This is a genomic window from Flagellimonas sp. 2504JD1-5 (assembly GCF_053618295.1).
The window spans coordinates 545,498-560,771 of sequence record NZ_JBSIOU010000001.1 but is presented as its reverse complement, the minus strand read 5'-3'; the positions used below and the strand labels follow the sequence as shown (position 1 = coordinate 560,771).

Here is a 15,274-nt window from a genome sequence, read left to right as displayed (position 1 = left end):
CAATGTAATTACAAACTAAAATTTGTTTAATCATTAAAAAATAACAGTAATGGATATTAAATCACTAGCCACCGAAATGGATGGCATTGTAGGCAAAGGAGCCATTGTAGATGCAGTAAAGCAGTTTTTCGCAGAAGATGCAACAACATCTGACTATAATGGACTAGCCACCACGAACAAGCAACAAATGGTCGAAAAAATGGAAGGCTTTGCAGGAGCAATCGCTCAAGTGAACGGCATTACCCATCACCACACTATTGTGGATGGAAATGTATCAGCTTCGGAATTCACTTTCGATTTCAACATGAAGGACGACAGTAAAATTTACTGGCACGAAATCATTCGTCGTATCTGGAACGATAAGGGCGAAGTAGTACAAGAGGAATATTTCAACGCTCAGTAAAATGAAGTTCAGATGTATTTCTCCAACACTACACGGCGTAGCCGATTATTCAGCCGGAATCGGTTTGATTTTGGCGCCCTTTTTACTCGGGCTCGGTGGGACCAACAATTTGGCCCTTTGGATATCGGTGATCACGGGAACCGCGGTCTTGGCAGTAAGTGCTTTAACGGATTATAAGCTTGGAGCGCTACGTACCATTCCATTCCAGGGTCATTTGACCATCGATTTAGCGGTGGCGATTGCCTTTATGGTAATCCCATTTGCCCTTGGCTTTCAAGGCTTGGACGCGCACTATTATTGGGTGAACGCAGCGGTGGTTTTCACCGTAGTTTCCCTAAGTGCAACAAAAGAAGAATTATAAAACAACACACAAACATTTATTAAAAACAAAACAATGAAACATTCAATTAAAACAACAGTAATCATTTTTGCTTTGGCAATAAGCTCAATAAGTTTTGCTCAGGACAAAAAAGCAAACAATATTGACAACAGTAACATTGCCCTTCAAGGGTACAGCCCAGTATCTTATTTGGATTTGGGAATTGCCCAAAAAGGTTTAAAGGAGCATAAATCTGAGCATAACAAAGTAGTGTATTACTTTACCAGTGCGGAACAAAAGAAGAAGTTTGAGAAGAATCCTGGGAAATATATGCCCCAATATGGTGGTTTCTGTGCCTTTGGAGTGTATGCTGGAGCCAAGTTTAGACCAGACCCCAATAAGTTCATCGTAAAGGATGGCAAGTACTTTTTGTACCTCTATAATTTGGAGTTGGATGCACAGCAACTATGGTTGGCAGAAAACAATCACAAAAAATTGGTAAGCACTGCCAATACCAATTGGAGCAAGCTGAAAAATACCTACAACTAGGGTTTTCATGATAGGTTGTGTAAAGAAATACCTCGGCGCCATGTCGGGGTGTTTCTTGTTTTTTGGTAAATTCCATTTGATTTAAAGACATGAAACAACTCCTTTCCGATATTCGAAACTGTGAAGTGTGCGCAGAACACCTTCCTTTAGGGCCAAGACCTATAGTGGCCGCACACCCAGATGCCAAAATATTGATTATTGGCCATGCTCCGGGAACTAAAGTGCATGAGACGGGAATTCCTTGGGACGATCAAAGTGGAAAACAACTTAGAAAATGGATGGGGGTTACCGATGAGACCTTTTATGATGAAACCAAAATTGCACAAATGCCGATGGGATTTTGCTATCCTGGAAAGGGAAAATCAGGGGACTTACCCCCGCGACCCGAATGTGCGCCGCAATGGCATAAATCGTTGTTGGACAAACTGAAAAATATAGAGCTTACCATTTTGATAGGGCAATACTCCCAACGCTATTATTTGAGCAACCGAATGGAAAGAAACTTGACCGAAACCGTTCGAAATTATAGTAACTATGCCCCCGAATATTTTGTGTTGCCGCACCCCTCACCCAGAAACCGATTTTGGTTGAGTAAAAACCCTTGGTTTGAAACGGAAATCATCCCAAAACTTCAAAAGCAAATAGCAAAACAGCTTAATCTTTAGGTTGTCACTTCGAGCGCAGTCGAGAAGTCATTCAATACGAAGCACTGGCCCTTAACCGACTAAAAGTCTCCGGTTTCATATTGAGATAAGAGGCCAAATATTTTTGCGGAATCACCTTTAGCTCATCTGGGCAACGTTGCATAAAGGTTTTGTACCGTTGTTCGGCGGAAAGTGTCAAAAGCTCAACTTCGCGATGCAATCTTCCAAATAAGATGTTTTGAAAAAACTCATGTCCCCAGACATAAAACTCTTGGTGCTTTTCAAACAAGCTTTGATAATCTTCATATGAAATGGCCAGCATTTTGGAAGGTTTCAAGGCCTCCAGAAAAGTATCGGAAGGCTGTTTCTTTATGAAAGAATCGAATGCTCCGGAGGGACTTCCCGAATACGAAAAACCAAGTACCACTTTCTCACCTTTTTCATTTAAAATGTAAATGGCCTGTACGCCTTCCAACACAAAATAAAAATAGCGCTCAATATTCCCGGCTTCAGTGATAAGGTCATATTGATTAAAAGTCTTTGCCGACCACAGCAATTTAAAATGATTCTCTTCTTGTTCGTCCAAAGTAACCTGACGAAAAAATGATTTTAGGTGAAGGAAGGTTTCATCATCCATACAAACAGGGAAATTTCTTTAAAAATAACCATTATGAATTTGGAAGTAAAGCCGTAATAAGCCTCAGTTGTCGGACCTTCAAACAAAAATCAAGAGAAAGAAACAGCAAGTTTCGGGTTGAAGAACTGGCAAACACTATCGATATTTGTATAACAGCATTCACTGAAAAATATTCCCATGGAAATTAAAAATTCTACAGAAAACGACATTGATGAAATATTTCGATTATACGGACTGGCATCTGAGTATCAAAAATCAAAAGAGGGAGTAGTGGTGTGGCCTACATTTAAAAAGCAACTTGTAGCAACTGAAATTGATGAAAATCGCCAATGGAAATTGCTTATCGACAATCAAATTGCCTGTGTTTGGGCAATTGCATTCAGTGATGCGCAAATCTGGGAAGAAAAAAATGCCGATGCCGCTATTTACATTCATCGAATTGCCACTAATCCTGATTTTAGGGGCAACAATTTTGTTTCGATCATTGTGAAATGGGCAAAAGAATATGCCTTAAATCTTAACAAGGATTATGTGCGATTGGATACTTTGGGCAATAACGAAAAGCTGATCAAATACTACGTTAATGCTGGTTTTGAATTCTTGGGAATGTTTGATTTAAAGAATACCGATGGATTGCCGGATCATTATGGGAAGGCCCCGGCTTCTTTGTTTGAAATTAGCTTGAATCCAGACAAAAAAGGCACCAACAACTAATATTGGATAAGCTTCACTCCATATGTAGGGGAGGTGTCTACCTTTTAGCTGGCGAAGGGGGCCTTCCATAACCCGATCTTTGGTTGAAAGCCGCCTTCTATTTCCGAGTAAAGTACTGTTTCTGAACCTTCTAATTTCACAAAAAACATATCTTTAGAGAAACCAACCAACCTCTAATGATTAAATTCTTTCGTCGAATCCGACAACGACTGCTTTCTGAAAACAAGTTCAGCAAGTATCTGCTCTACGCAATAGGCGAAATCGTTTTGGTGGTCATCGGTATTTTGTTGGCACTTCAGGTCAATAACTGGAATGAGCAAAGAAAAAACAGGAGCAATGAATACCTGTACCTCATCAATATTCGGAATGAGGTAGCTGCCGACTCCACCGCACTTCATAGAACATGGTTCCGGAATTACCCAAAAAAAAGTCAACAACTTGCATCAAATAAAACAGTATATAACGGACGGTTATACCCTAATTGATACCTTGGCGTTCATTGAAGCGGTCGGGTTTGGCGGCGTGGGCAGTAGGACCACCTTCACCGGAAGCTCGAGAACCTACCAAGAGTTAGTCAGTACAGGTAATTTAAGCCTGATAAGCAACGAAAAGCTACGGCAACAAATTGTGGAATATTATGATGACAAAGCATTTGTAAACAACTATGCCAATAACATTCGGACCTCCTATGCCGATTATGTGAATTCGTTCAAATATTTTAATTCAAAATTCCCTGACAGCATCAATCAAGCGGAAATACCAAGAATGCTCCAAAAGATCAAAACAGATGAATTTTACGGGCTCATCAATCAAGAATTAACCTATGCCTATTCCATACATCGCGCTTTGGAACGTAACAAACAAGAAGCCCACCAACTTTATGACAGCATCCAAACATTTCTAAGCAAGTGATATGATCAAATTTTTTCGTCAAATTCGCCTAAAACTACTTTCTGAAAATAGGTTCAGCAAATATCTAATATATGCCATTGGGGAAATTATCCTAGTGGTCATAGGAATTTTGATAGCAATTCAATTAAATGAGTGGAGAAATGATACGCTCAATGCAAAACAAAAACAAAACGTTTTAAAATCACTACAAACAGAATTTAACGCTAACATAGCCCAATTGGACTCTGTGGTTTTTTATGCTAAAAAAATAAAAAACACCTACCCACGCGTTATGGAACTAATAAGAAAAGATACAATTGGTTTGGATAATGAGGTATATATTAAATCTTATCAGAATTTGGGTTGGACCTGGACTTTTAACCCAATTAACGGAGCGCTTCGTTCAGCAATTTCATCTGGGGAGATTCACCTGATCAATAATGATAGACTCATAGAATTATTGTTTAGCTGGGAAGACGTTGTAAAAGATTCGGAAGAAGAAGCCGCCAGATTAAGAAATTATCAGATGGCTACTATAGCGTTTAGACAGAAGCACATTAGAATTCCTGATGCTTGGGTTCAAAACACACCGGGTTTAATGGGTAGCAACTATGCTTCCGATTATAAAAGCTTATTTAAAGATGTTCAATTTGAAGATTATGCAAGCTCTAGTTTCCTTTGGGCTTTTGAATATATTAACGAATTGGATGTGATCAGGACAAACAATACTGAAATTCTAAAGTTGATCGACAGGGAATTAAAAGAATAACGAACCATACACGAACACGATAAGTGCATTTCAAAACTCCTCCGCATATTTAGGGGGAGGTGTCCACCAAAAGTGGACGGAGGGGGTAAAACATCCCTTGTATGTCATCCTGAGCTTGTCGAAGGATGTTTTAATCTAGGCACACTTCGACAGGCTCAGTGTGACAGCCTACCTTAAAGTTTCTTCAATGAGCTGCCAAAGCACCTTAACTTGGTACAGCGCCTCTTTTTCTGCATCAAACAAGGGTTCTTTAGATTCGTAAAGGGCAATGTCGTGCACCCATTTTAGGGCCTTTATCCTATCGGGGCCATCAAGGGCATCTACATATTGCAACAATTTTAGCTTTGCAGGGGTAAGTTTTGATACGTGCCGTGTATCACTCGTGGTCATTAGCGAATTGCATTTTGGACACCACAAACCATCTTCACCATTTTTCATAATAAGGTGATTAAAAATTAAACAAAAGGAAAAGGGTGTTCTAGGGGTTTGTACCCATTTGCCTATCTTAAATCTAGTTCGACCATGATTCTAGGCATCTAGAATAATACGTTTCGCACTCTAAAGATAAGGGTTAAAATAAAAGGGTGGGACTTTTACGTCAAAAACGGGTAACTTCACTTATCGGAAGATATAGCCCATTAAAACAAGCGATATTTTGAACGTTGGAATAATACTATGAAATATAGATCTGGAGCAGTATGTTGGCAAGACGAAATTCTATCCGATAAGCCAATCAAGGGAAAATATTTTAGCTTTCAATTTGAGGAACCACTGAGCCAAGGTTTTAGACAGAATGATTTAGAGCTTATAATTAAAAGCTCCAACGAATTAAATGCGCAAAAGGCATATGAACTGTTTATCGCAGGGTTAACCCTTATTGATGGTCATACCGTTTACGAAATCAATGACCTACCTACAGTTAAACCATATGACAAACCAACTGAAAAATACACAGCAGATTGGTTTTATCGAAAAGAAGTAAGTTTTTCTAGAACCGGAATATATGAAGCTGCAAGAATTGTAGCAAAGGCTTCATTTAGAAAAATGTATACTTATGCATTGTTAAAATATTTGTTCGCGTGTTCTCAACACTCAAATTATCTAATTCATTTAGATCCCTTTCACACGGATTACGAAAGACTTTCTCGAAATCCATCAGATCATTTAAGATATTCATATTCAATACTTGCCTTTTATTCAATTCTGGAAGAGCTTAACTTGGAAATTAGAGCTTCACAAAAAAAACTGAGTAAGATAAATGGGAACTGGAATCCAGTTGTTCGTGAAGACTTAGAAAATAGATTAACCAAATCTAAAATTGACCTAAACAAAAAGGCAAATTGGAATTTAAGGAGTCGGCCTACTAAAGTTCAACTGAAAGACAAATTAAAGCTTTTGGGAAAATCTTCATGGTCTAAGTATTCTATTCGCGATTCTGAGATTGAAATTATTGATGCCATTGCATATATCAGTTGGCTTAGGAGTAAAATTATTGCTCATAAATTAAGTGATAGTTTTCTATCAATTTCCATTTATGACGTTGCCAATGCAAACTTTTTGGTAAGGCGGATTCTTATGGATATATTAGGAATTGATTCTTAGGGCTAACAATGTATAAAATTCATTATGATTTAGTGCTACCCCAAAGTCTCATCAATCTGCACCATATGCCGTTGCTGAATGTTATCCTGAGCGGGTGTAGTATTAAAGCTCCTCCCCATATTTAGGGGGAGGTGTCCGCCAAAGGTGGACGGAGGGGGTTAAGCCATCCCTTCCGTATTGATGCTTTGCATCAATCCACCTTCCCTTGGCAAGGGAAGGAGCTATTGCAGTTTACATTCAAACCCGTTACCCCAAAATCTCCTCAATCTGCAGCATATGCCGTTCCAAATGGCAGAGCAAAAACTCAAAACACTCCGGCAAGTAAAAATTGACAATAGGCCCAACGGCCGAGATGATTTTTACTTGGGTCACGTCCTTGCCTCTACTTTTCAGAATGGCCTCTTTTAAATGGGCATGGCGCGTAAAAAAGGTCTCAAAAACGGCATCTATTTTTTCTTGGGTCAATGGTCTGTCCAATAATGGTTCAAAACGTTTTAGGGTCTTCATTTTCCATTTTCGCACGCCATTTTTGGGTCGTTGCCCGGCAATCACAAACTTTTGCCATGCCCGGGCCTTAAATTCCGAAGCGCCGGAGTCAGCCGTCGACATTTTGGCAAAGGCTTCATCCAATCTGGGCATGTAAATGCCGTAAGCAATGTTTAAATGTTCCAGGACTTCCACCACATTCCACGATTTCGCATGGGGTGGCGTGGTCAATTGCGAAGCATCTAAGGTTTGTAACTCCTTTACCTTATTGACAATATGGTTCAGTCGTTGGATTTGGTTTTCTGAGGTGACGGTTAAGCTTGCCATAACTATTCGTTTTTTCGATTAGGGTAAAGTTCAGCTATAGCCCAACAATAAATGTTGATGTAGGTCAAGAAATCGTACTTTCAGACATCAGACATCAGACATCAGACATCAGACATCGGCTGTTAGTGTAAATTGGTGAAATTCGTGTCAAAAATCTAAAAGCGAAGCGGTCTTATGTCTTAAATCTGACATCTAGTATCTAGAACCATCATGCTTGCCTTTTTCCCAGCCTGTTTTTCCCAAATATTGCTCTGCACTTTCCACGGCTCCATCTTCGATGGAGGTTCCCATGGAGTCATTCCAACGGTTCAGATATCCAAACAAAGAGATTACCCCAAGCATTTCTACAATTTCACCTTCGTTCCAATGTTCGTACAAGCGTGCTTTAATATCTGCATCCACAGCATTGGGAACTTGGGACGCGGCCAGCGAAAAATCCAAAGCGGCACGCTCGGCATCAGAAAAAGCGGGATGGGTTCTGTATTCCCAAATATTGTCCAATTGTTCTTGCTCAGCACCATAACGTTCCGCGGCTCGGATAGCGTGGGCCTGGCAATAACGACAACCTGTGGCATTGCTGCTTACCCAGGCAATCATACGCTTGAGTGCCGAGGTCACTCTTCCCTCATTGGCCATCACAGCTTTGTTGAGGTTGATAAAGGCCTTGGAAATGGCAGGGCGGTGCTGCATGGTCAATACCGAATTGGGGCAAAAACCAAGGGTCTCATTAAAGAATTCAGCCAACTCTTTGGTTTGTGGATCATGGTTGGGGTCAAGTGGTGTTACTAGTGCCATTTAAAAAATTATTAAAAGTTTGAAGAATGTCATGTCGAGCGCAGTCGAGACATCTCTTTTTGTATTTTTGAAGACTACAAGAAACAAAAATTTGACTTCATGACAAATCATATCACCACCAAATGGTTAGGCGAAATGGCCTTTGAAAGTAATAATCCATCTGGGTTAAATTTTAAAATTGATGCAGGCCCAGATGATGGAGGTAAAGGAGAGGGTTTTAGACCTAAGGCTTTGATGCTTTCCGCACTAGCGGGCTGTTCGGGGTTGGACATAGCTTCGCTCATTAAAAAAATGAAATTGGAAGTGGATGACTTCTCCATAGAGACTATTGCTAATCTGACCGATGAACATCCAAAATATTATGATACTGTTACCATTGAATATCATTTTCATGGATCAAACTTGAATGAGGCCAAACTTAAAAAAGCCGTTGACCTTTCCGTTGAAAAATATTGTGGCGTTATGGAGATGTTCCGAAGGTTTGCGAAGTTGAATGTGCAGCTGATATATCATCATAAGTAAGAGCAAGTTCAAAAGAATAAGTTCAAGCTCAACGTTTAAGTTCAAATACAAATACGGGAAATAACCTTACATTTAAGAACATTTTTTCAGCCTCAAAATCAAATCATAGAAATTATGAACTACAAAAAGTTTGATTTAGAGGATAGGTTTGTTGAACTGGCAGCAAACATCGCTTTATTTTGTAAAGGGTTGCCTTCAGATTTTACCGGACAATATTACGGTAATCAATTGCTCCGTTCTGGAGGAAGTGCAGCGTTAAATTTTGGAGAAGTCCAGGGGACCAGCACGAATAAGGATTATCGTTTCAAAGCATCATTGGTTTTAAAGGAGCTGAAGGAATCAAGGGCTAACCTGAGAATCTTGAGCAAGATCAATTATGGTTCGGAACAAACCCAATTCAAGCTTTTGAATGAAATTGAGCAATTAGTCAAAATTATCTCTACAATTATCAAAAACAAAACCCCTTGAATCTGTACTTCATTTTTGAACTTGAACTTAGATTATGAGATGGACCATAAAACCTACACCCCTTCAAAAAGACATTGACCAACTTTCAGGGGAGCTAAAAGTAGATAAACTAATTGCCCACCTGCTCTTACAACGAGGCATTTCAACATACGAGGAAGCGAAACTTTTTTTTCGGCCAGAATTATCACATTTGCACGACCCTTTCCTGATGAAGGACATGGACAAAGCCGTCGAACGGATTGAATCAGCTATTGCCAACAACGAAAACATTTTGGTATACGGGGATTACGATGTAGATGGAACAACGGCGGTAGCACTATTGTCATCTTTTCTTGAAGAAAACTATCCCAATGTTGCCACGTACATTCCAGATCGTTATGGTGAAGGTTATGGAGTTTCCTTAAAAGGAATCGACTTTGCTTCTGACAATGAATTTACTTTAATAATTGCTTTGGATTGCGGAGTAAAAGCAATTGAGCAGGTAGCCTATGCCAAAGAAAAGGGAATAGACTTCATCATATGCGATCACCATAGACCAGGAGAGATATTGCCCAATGCCGTTGCAATTTTAGACCCTAAACGGGAGGATTGTACATATCCATATAAAGAACTTTGTGGTTGCGGAGTAGGCTTCAAACTGATTCAGGCGTTGTCTTCAAAAAGAGGAAATACTATTGAGAATTTGATTCCTTATCTGGATTTGGTGGCTACTGCAATAGGGGCCGATATTGTTCCGATAAATGGAGAAAATAGGGTTTTGGCCTACTATGGATTGAAAGTAATCAATTCAAACCCCAGAATCGGATTTAAGGCCATTATAGATCAAATCAAAAAGAAGGAGCTCACGATAACCGATGTGGTTTTTATCATAGCTCCTAGAATCAATGCTGCTGGAAGGATGAAGCATGGACAACATGCCGTAAATCTTCTGAAAGAAACAGATATAAATACTGCCCAAAAGTTTGCTGGTGAAATAGAACAATTTAATTCCGACAGAAAGAACCTGGATAAGGAAATTACTGAGCAAGCATTACAACAAATCACGGAAAATGGGGAGGAAGAAAAATTTACCACAGTTGTTTACGACAAAGGCTGGCATAAAGGAGTCATCGGCATTGTGGCATCAAGGTTAACAGAGACCTATTACCGACCAACTTTGGTATTTACAAAAAGTGGGGATAAGTTGGCAGCTTCTGCAAGATCTGTCAAAGGCTTTGATGTTTACAATGCTCTTGAAGGATGTTCAGATTGTATTGAGCAGTTTGGTGGCCATAAATATGCAGCTGGATTGACACTTTTGGAAGCGCAATATGAAAACTTCAAAAATCAATTTGAAAAGGTGGTTTCAGATACTATTGACCCAAAGCTGTTAGAACCTGAAATTTCGATTGACGCGAAAATTGATTTGAACCAAATCGATTCGAAGTTAATGCGAATTTTAAAACAATTTGCTCCTTTTGGACCGGGTAACATGACTCCAATCTTTATGGCAGCGAAATTGAATGACACAGGATATGGAAAAGGAGTCGGTGAGGATAAGAAACATCTGAAATGTAGAGTTTCCCAAAATCAAAATGCCACTTCGAGCTGTCATCCTGAGCCTGTCGAAGGAGCAGTAAAGAAGTCTTTTGATGCCATTGGATTTAATTTGGGCCAAAAATTGGATTTAGTTAAAGGAAAAAATTCATTTGACGCTGTTTTTTCCTTGGATGAAAATGAATGGAATGGGCAAGTCAGTCTTCAACTAAAACTTAGGGATATTCGATAACCTTTTATGGATCCATACGCAGCACTTCGATATAGAGAATTCAACATCTTTTTGGTGGTTCGCTTTGCGATGGTGTTTGCGTGGTCCATGCAATTTATTGTGATTGAATGGCAAGTGTATTCTATGACGAAAGACCCATTGTCACTGGGAATAATTGGGTTGATGGAGATAATTCCAGCTGTGGGGATGGCGCTTTTTGCCGGTCATGTAGTAGATCAAACAGAAAAACGAAATCTACTGATCAAATGTATTTTGGGCTTTTCGGTTATAAGTTTAGGATTGTTTTTGATCAGTGATCCCGATTTGGAAGCATCCGTTAGCCAGAGAACCATTTTGTATTCCATTTATTTTTTGGTCTTTTTGGGTGGATTGGTCAGAGCCTTTATAGGACCAACCGTTTTTTCACTGATTGCATTGATCGTTCCCAAGAAAATTTATCCGAACGCAGCGACCTGGAGTAGCTCAACATGGCAATTGGCAGCGGTGGTTGGCCCTGCTATTGCCGGATTTTTGATTGGGTGGATTGGAGTACATTGGTCTATGTGTGTCATTTTAGCCTTTTCGTTGACCGCTTTGTTATTTCTTCTGAAGATTTCCAAAAAGCCAATACTAAACCCAAACATTGGCGAACCCGTGCTTAAAAGTTTAAAAGATGGACTGAAGTTTGTGTTTAGTAGTAATGCCATTCTTGGCGCCTTGACTTTGGATATGATCGCCGTGTTGTTTGGTGGTGCGGTTGCCCTATTGCCGATTTATGCACAGGACATTTTGCATGTAGGCTCCGAAGGATTCGGAATCTTACGGGCCGCCCCGGCTGTGGGAGCATCCATTACCATGTTGGGATCAACGCGATTTCCATTACATAAGAAGGCAGGCAAAAAATTGTTGTGGGCCGTGTTCGCTTTCGGTGTCTGCATTCTCGTTTTTGGGATTTCAAAGCTCTTTTGGGTTTCAGTGGCAGCACTGTTTTTAAGTGGGGCGGTAGATGGTGTTTCCATGATCATACGCCAGACCATTTTGCAATTGAAAACTCCTGACAATATGCGTGGTAGAGTGGCCTCTGTGAATTCTATTTTTGTGGGATCCTCCAATGAGTTGGGCGCTTTTGAAAGCGGAGTGGCTGCAAAACTTTTGGGTACGGTACCTGCAGTAGTTTTTGGTGGGGTTATGACACTACTCACCGTCGGTACAACAGCCATAGTCTCGCCAAAATTTAGACGGTTGGATCTTCAAAAAGATATCGAAGAACACGAAAAGGATTAATCTTCTAGCTTTTTAAGAACTAACTTTTCCCCATCAAAAACAGCATAGGTAAAAAAGGAAATCCAGTCCCCTAAATTGGTATAGGTGGATTTTTCGTTGAGCTTGATTTCCATAGGGAGGTGGCGATGTCCAAATATAAAATGATCGTAATGCTGGGTTTCTAATTTTCGCTTGGCATAAAGAACAAGCCATTCCTTATCCTCTCCCAAAAAAGAAGCATCTGCATCCCCTGAAATAATTTTGTTGTTTACGGATAAATGTTGCCCCAATCGAACTCCTAGGTCAGGATGTAACCATTTAAACAACCATTTGGCCAGAGGATTGGTAAAGACCTTTTTCATGCGTTTAAATCCTTTGTCATCCGGCCCGAGACCATCTCCATGCCCAATGAAAAATGAGGTATTGTTAATGTTGAATTGTTGTGGTTTGTGGTACACAGGAATGTTGAGTTCTTCCTCAAAATAGCCGTTCATCCACAAATCATGGTTGCCAACAAAATACGTGATTTGAATGCCCATGTCTGATAGCTCGGCGAGTTTACCCAAGGTTCTTGTGAATCCTTTTGGAACCACGGTTTTATATTCAAACCAAAAATCGAAAAGATCTCCCATCAAAAATAGGGCAGCGGCATCATCTTTTATGGCATCCAACCAAGCCACAAACTTCTTTTCCCTAGGCAAGCTTTCTTTAGATGTTGGAGCACCCAAATGATTGTCACTGGCAAAATAGACCTTTTTGTTGTTTGAAAGATGGATGTTGGAAATTGCCACGGTATTATCTTTTAAACCTTCTACGGTTTCGGATTCTTGTAACAATATAAACTATGACAACCAATAAGGCCACCAAAGGGAAAACAATTTCACTGTTTAGAAACGAAAGTATATCCATAAAAATAATCACTTCTTAAATTTTTCAAGGGCGTTTTTGGTGTTCGGAGATAGGGCCAGCCTTCCAGAAGCTTCAGCCCGTTCCACCAATAATGTATCCCAACGTTCCGTTCCCTCCCAGAGCACTCTTTTCATTTCGGTTAGGGCTTCTGGGTTGGAAGACGCAAGTTTTTGGACATGGAACTCCAACTCCTTGTCCATTTCAGAAATTGAATCAAACACCTTGGAAAACAGTCCTTTTTCTTTGGCCCAATAGGCATTTTTCCATTCCGTTGGAGCCAAAGAAAGTTCTGCCAATCCTGCTTTTCCAATTTTTCGCTCCACTGCAGGGGCAATGACCAAAGGTGCAATTCCAATGGAAATTTCGGACAGTTTAATGGAAGCGGCTACAGTGGCATACACATAATCACAGGCCGAAGCCAAACCCACACCTCCGCCAACCGTTTTACCTTGGACTCTTCCAATGATTGGTTTTATACATCTTCGCATCGCATTGATTACATTGGCAAACCCACTGAAAAAAGCTTTCCCCTCTTCAAGATTTGAGATTGCTACCAGTTCATCAAAGGAGGCACCTGCACAAAAAGCCCGTTCTCCTTCAGATTTTAGGATAATCAAAGAAACATCTTCATTGATAGACAGTTTATCAAATTCACCCGCCAGACGTGCCAATAATTCTGTAACAAATGAGTTGCTTGCTGGATGGCCAAACTCAACAGTTGCGATGCGATTTTCAATCTTGGTGTATAGGCTTCCGTTGGTTCTGTCCGTAGGCATTGGTTTCAATTATCAATTATCAGTTATCAATTATCAATTATCAATTATCGGTTGTCAGTTGTCTGAACTCTGAACTCTGAACTCTGAACTCTGAACTCCAGATTAGAGAACACTAAATTAAAGGTTTTGCACCAAGGGTTTGAACTTTCTTATGAATTTCCATACCAAAGCCAAACCTCGAATCAGCATCCAAACCACAAATGCAATCCAAATGGCATAAAATCCCCAGCCTAAATATTTACCTATATATAAGGTTGGAATAAAGCCTAAAAAAGTAGCTGAAAGCAATACATTTCGTAAATATTTCATTTCACCCAAGCCCTTAAAAAGGCCGTCAAACACAAAGGCTAGTGTGTTCATTGGAAGTCCAAGTATGACGATGAAGAAGATTCCGTAAAAAGTATTCAAAACAATCATTTCATTTGAAAAAATGTGTCCGATAGGTCTATAAAAGATGAACCCTAACAACATTAAAATAACACTGATAATCATTCCATAAGTGATGATTTTCTTGGCGAGTTTCCAAAGCCCTTTGTAATCTTTTGCGCCCAATAGCTTTCCTCCCATGCTATTACCTGCCGCGCCATATCCATCAATAAAAAAAGCAGCGAACAACCAAAGGTTGATGGCAATTGTATGCGCTCCAATGAAACGATCTCCAAGTGAGGTGGCCTCTCGCACGGCAATAATCAATGCTGCATTTAGGGCCAATGCGCGTACAAATAGGTTAAGGCTCATAAAAACCAATCGCTTGAGCTCTTTGTTTAGTGGAAATACAAGTTTTAAGCTTATATCTGTTTTCTTGAGCAATAGGATAAAGACCAAAATGGCCATTACAGCTTGAGAGATAAGACTGGCCCAAGCTGCCCCGTCCAAGTACATAGCAGGAATGAACCCATCAATACCATAAACAAAAATGAAATCTAAAATAATATTGAGTACAGCACCAATTATCGCAATTATCATGGGGTAAAAGGTATTTTGAAGCCCCCGGAAGATTCCAAAAATGGCAAAAGTGAATAGTGTAAGTGGAAACCCCCATACCCGAATGGAATAATATGAGATACAGTATTCCAATATTTTCCCGCTTGCTTCGAACGAACTGAAGATTTCCTCGACAATGAAAATGGTAGAAAGCAAAAGGACGATACTCAACAAAATGTTGAAAAAAATAGCCTGTGCGGGAAGGTTTTTAACTTCTTCCAATTTTCCGGCGCCAAGATATTGTGAAATTATCGCTGAAATGGAACTTCGAGTTTGCCCCAAAACCCAGATGAGCATAGAGAGAAAAGAGCCTACAATTCCTGCTGCAGCCAGTGATTCAAGTCCATCAACGGGAATATTACCTACAATTGCCGTATCTGTAATGGAAAGAATGGGCTCCGCAATACCAGAAATGGTCGCAGGGACTGCAAGCTGGTTTATAGTTTTAAAATTGACTACTGTTTTCAAA

General features: G+C 39.9%; 20 protein-coding genes. 13 read left to right on the top strand and 7 right to left on the bottom strand.

Features of this window, described 5'->3' with window-relative positions; translation table 11 throughout:
* Positions 1–49: 49 nt before the first annotated feature.
* The 4 genes from ACULLG_RS02545 to ACULLG_RS02530 all read left to right on the top strand — a co-directional run bounded on the left by ACULLG_RS02545 (position 50) and on the right by ACULLG_RS02530 (position 1,936).
* A complete protein-coding gene (locus ACULLG_RS02545) occupies positions 50–403 on the top strand; it encodes a hypothetical protein (RefSeq protein WP_452125198.1) in 354 nt (117 codons plus the stop codon).
* Position 404: 1 nt separating this feature from the next.
* Complete coding sequence (locus tag ACULLG_RS02540) at positions 405–764, top strand: SPW repeat domain-containing protein (RefSeq protein WP_452125197.1); 360 nt, start codon at positions 405–407, stop codon at positions 762–764.
* Positions 765–797: 33 nt separating this feature from the next.
* Entirely contained in the window at positions 798–1,271 is a 474-nt protein-coding gene (locus tag ACULLG_RS02535) for a YHS domain-containing (seleno)protein (protein ID WP_452125196.1), read from the top strand.
* Positions 1,272–1,360: 89 nt separating this feature from the next.
* Complete coding sequence (locus ACULLG_RS02530; RefSeq protein WP_452125195.1) at positions 1,361–1,936, top strand: uracil-DNA glycosylase family protein; 576 nt, start codon at positions 1,361–1,363, stop codon at positions 1,934–1,936.
* Between the two features lie 31 nt (positions 1,937–1,967).
* Here the strand turns inward: ACULLG_RS02530 and ACULLG_RS02525 are convergent, their stop codons facing one another.
* The gene (locus tag ACULLG_RS02525; RefSeq protein WP_452125194.1) at positions 1,968–2,552 is read right to left on the bottom strand and encodes a Crp/Fnr family transcriptional regulator; all 585 of its coding nucleotides are present in this window, start codon (positions 2,550–2,552) and stop codon (positions 1,968–1,970) included.
* 177 nt (positions 2,553–2,729) lie between these two features.
* On the opposite strand from ACULLG_RS02525, the gene ACULLG_RS02520 reads away from it, so the two are divergent.
* The 4 genes from ACULLG_RS02520 (at position 2,730) to ACULLG_RS02505 (ending at position 4,926) form a co-directional block, all read left to right on the top strand.
* A complete protein-coding gene (locus tag ACULLG_RS02520) occupies positions 2,730–3,266 on the top strand; it encodes a GNAT family N-acetyltransferase (RefSeq protein ID WP_452125193.1) in 537 nt (178 codons plus the stop codon).
* Between the two features lie 176 nt (positions 3,267–3,442).
* Positions 3,443–3,751 carry a DUF6090 family protein gene (locus ACULLG_RS02515; protein WP_452125192.1) on the top strand — a complete coding sequence of 103 codons (309 nt, stop codon included), beginning with the start codon at positions 3,443–3,445 and terminating at the stop codon, positions 3,749–3,751.
* Positions 3,705–4,178, top strand: a complete 474-nt coding sequence (locus ACULLG_RS02510; RefSeq protein ID WP_452125191.1) for a hypothetical protein — start codon at positions 3,705–3,707, stop codon at positions 4,176–4,178. The genes ACULLG_RS02515 and ACULLG_RS02510 overlap by 47 nt, the downstream gene beginning before the upstream one ends.
* A 1-nt stretch (position 4,179) precedes the next feature.
* Positions 4,180–4,926 carry a DUF6090 family protein gene (locus tag ACULLG_RS02505; RefSeq protein WP_452125190.1) on the top strand — a complete coding sequence of 249 codons (747 nt, stop codon included), beginning with the start codon at positions 4,180–4,182 and terminating at the stop codon, positions 4,924–4,926.
* Positions 4,927–5,094: 168 nt separating this feature from the next.
* On the opposite strand, the gene ACULLG_RS02500 is transcribed toward ACULLG_RS02505, so the two are convergent.
* The gene (locus ACULLG_RS02500) at positions 5,095–5,364 is read right to left on the bottom strand and encodes a hypothetical protein (RefSeq protein WP_452125189.1); all 270 of its coding nucleotides are present in this window, start codon (positions 5,362–5,364) and stop codon (positions 5,095–5,097) included.
* Between the two features lie 237 nt (positions 5,365–5,601).
* Between ACULLG_RS02500 and ACULLG_RS02495 the strand changes: the two genes are divergently transcribed.
* Positions 5,602–6,528 carry a hypothetical protein gene (locus tag ACULLG_RS02495; protein WP_452125188.1) on the top strand — a complete coding sequence of 309 codons (927 nt, stop codon included), beginning with the start codon at positions 5,602–5,604 and terminating at the stop codon, positions 6,526–6,528.
* 246 nt (positions 6,529–6,774) lie between these two features.
* On the opposite strand, the gene ACULLG_RS02490 is transcribed toward ACULLG_RS02495, so the two are convergent.
* Together ACULLG_RS02490 and ACULLG_RS02485 are read right to left on the bottom strand one after the other, a co-directional pair.
* A complete protein-coding gene (locus tag ACULLG_RS02490; RefSeq protein WP_452125187.1) occupies positions 6,775–7,341 on the bottom strand; it encodes a DinB family protein in 567 nt (188 codons plus the stop codon).
* A 192-nt stretch (positions 7,342–7,533) separates the two neighbouring features.
* Complete coding sequence (locus tag ACULLG_RS02485) at positions 7,534–8,136, bottom strand: carboxymuconolactone decarboxylase family protein (protein ID WP_452125186.1); 603 nt, start codon at positions 8,134–8,136, stop codon at positions 7,534–7,536.
* Positions 8,137–8,235: 99 nt separating this feature from the next.
* On the opposite strand from ACULLG_RS02485, the gene ACULLG_RS02480 reads away from it, so the two are divergent.
* The 4 genes from ACULLG_RS02480 (at position 8,236) to ACULLG_RS02465 (ending at position 12,157) form a co-directional block, all read left to right on the top strand.
* Positions 8,236–8,658 (top strand): OsmC family protein, encoded by a 423-nt coding sequence (locus tag ACULLG_RS02480; RefSeq protein ID WP_452125185.1) that lies wholly within the window; start codon positions 8,236–8,238, stop codon positions 8,656–8,658.
* 114 nt (positions 8,659–8,772) lie between these two features.
* Positions 8,773–9,126 (top strand): four helix bundle protein, encoded by a 354-nt coding sequence (locus ACULLG_RS02475; protein ID WP_452125184.1) that lies wholly within the window; start codon positions 8,773–8,775, stop codon positions 9,124–9,126.
* A 34-nt stretch (positions 9,127–9,160) separates the two neighbouring features.
* Positions 9,161–10,894 carry a single-stranded-DNA-specific exonuclease RecJ gene (gene recJ, locus ACULLG_RS02470; RefSeq protein WP_452125183.1) on the top strand — a complete coding sequence of 578 codons (1,734 nt, stop codon included), beginning with the start codon at positions 9,161–9,163 and terminating at the stop codon, positions 10,892–10,894.
* A 6-nt stretch (positions 10,895–10,900) separates the two neighbouring features.
* Positions 10,901–12,157 carry an MFS transporter gene (locus ACULLG_RS02465; RefSeq protein WP_452125182.1) on the top strand — a complete coding sequence of 419 codons (1,257 nt, stop codon included), beginning with the start codon at positions 10,901–10,903 and terminating at the stop codon, positions 12,155–12,157.
* On the opposite strand, the gene ACULLG_RS02460 is transcribed toward ACULLG_RS02465, so the two are convergent.
* The 3 genes from ACULLG_RS02460 to ACULLG_RS02450 all read right to left on the bottom strand — a co-directional run bounded on the left by ACULLG_RS02460 (position 12,154) and on the right by ACULLG_RS02450 (position 15,273).
* The gene (locus ACULLG_RS02460; RefSeq protein WP_452126523.1) at positions 12,154–12,921 is read right to left on the bottom strand and encodes a UDP-2,3-diacylglucosamine diphosphatase; all 768 of its coding nucleotides are present in this window, start codon (positions 12,919–12,921) and stop codon (positions 12,154–12,156) included. The genes ACULLG_RS02465 and ACULLG_RS02460 overlap by 4 nt on opposite strands.
* Positions 12,922–13,053: 132 nt before the next feature.
* Positions 13,054–13,821 carry an enoyl-CoA hydratase/isomerase family protein gene (locus ACULLG_RS02455; RefSeq protein WP_452125181.1) on the bottom strand — a complete coding sequence of 256 codons (768 nt, stop codon included), beginning with the start codon at positions 13,819–13,821 and terminating at the stop codon, positions 13,054–13,056.
* A gap of 117 nt (positions 13,822–13,938) precedes the next feature.
* Positions 13,939–15,273 carry an MATE family efflux transporter gene (locus ACULLG_RS02450; RefSeq protein WP_452125180.1) on the bottom strand — a complete coding sequence of 445 codons (1,335 nt, stop codon included), beginning with the start codon at positions 15,271–15,273 and terminating at the stop codon, positions 13,939–13,941.
* Position 15,274 lies beyond the last annotated feature (1 nt).

Bases quoted from the DNA above. Each gene is read 5' to 3' on its own strand.
- ACULLG_RS02480 (WP_452125185.1), top strand. From the start codon at position 8,236: ATGACAAATCATATCACCACCAAATGGTTAGGCGAAATGGCCTTTGAA.
- ACULLG_RS02515 (WP_452125192.1), top strand. From the start codon at position 3,443: ATGATTAAATTCTTTCGTCGAATCCGACAACGACTGCTTTCTGAAAAC.
- ACULLG_RS02535 (WP_452125196.1), top strand. From the start codon at position 798: ATGAAACATTCAATTAAAACAACAGTAATCATTTTTGCTTTGGCAATA.
- ACULLG_RS02505 (WP_452125190.1), top strand. From the start codon at position 4,180: ATGATCAAATTTTTTCGTCAAATTCGCCTAAAACTACTTTCTGAAAAT.
- ACULLG_RS02485 (WP_452125186.1), bottom strand. From the start codon at position 8,136: ATGGCACTAGTAACACCACTTGACCCCAACCATGATCCACAAACCAAA.
- ACULLG_RS02545 (WP_452125198.1), top strand. From the start codon at position 50: ATGGATATTAAATCACTAGCCACCGAAATGGATGGCATTGTAGGCAAA.
- ACULLG_RS02495 (WP_452125188.1), top strand. From the start codon at position 5,602: ATGAAATATAGATCTGGAGCAGTATGTTGGCAAGACGAAATTCTATCC.
- ACULLG_RS02455 (WP_452125181.1), bottom strand. From the start codon at position 13,821: ATGCCTACGGACAGAACCAACGGAAGCCTATACACCAAGATTGAAAAT.
- ACULLG_RS02530 (WP_452125195.1), top strand. From the start codon at position 1,361: ATGAAACAACTCCTTTCCGATATTCGAAACTGTGAAGTGTGCGCAGAA.
- ACULLG_RS02475 (WP_452125184.1), top strand. From the start codon at position 8,773: ATGAACTACAAAAAGTTTGATTTAGAGGATAGGTTTGTTGAACTGGCA.
- ACULLG_RS02465 (WP_452125182.1), top strand. From the start codon at position 10,901: ATGGATCCATACGCAGCACTTCGATATAGAGAATTCAACATCTTTTTG.
- ACULLG_RS02525 (WP_452125194.1), bottom strand. From the start codon at position 2,552: ATGGATGATGAAACCTTCCTTCACCTAAAATCATTTTTTCGTCAGGTT.
- ACULLG_RS02500 (WP_452125189.1), bottom strand. From the start codon at position 5,364: ATGAAAAATGGTGAAGATGGTTTGTGGTGTCCAAAATGCAATTCGCTA.
- ACULLG_RS02490 (WP_452125187.1), bottom strand. From the start codon at position 7,341: ATGGCAAGCTTAACCGTCACCTCAGAAAACCAAATCCAACGACTGAAC.
- ACULLG_RS02520 (WP_452125193.1), top strand. From the start codon at position 2,730: ATGGAAATTAAAAATTCTACAGAAAACGACATTGATGAAATATTTCGA.
- ACULLG_RS02540 (WP_452125197.1), top strand. From the start codon at position 405: ATGAAGTTCAGATGTATTTCTCCAACACTACACGGCGTAGCCGATTAT.
- recJ (WP_452125183.1), top strand. From the start codon at position 9,161: ATGAGATGGACCATAAAACCTACACCCCTTCAAAAAGACATTGACCAA.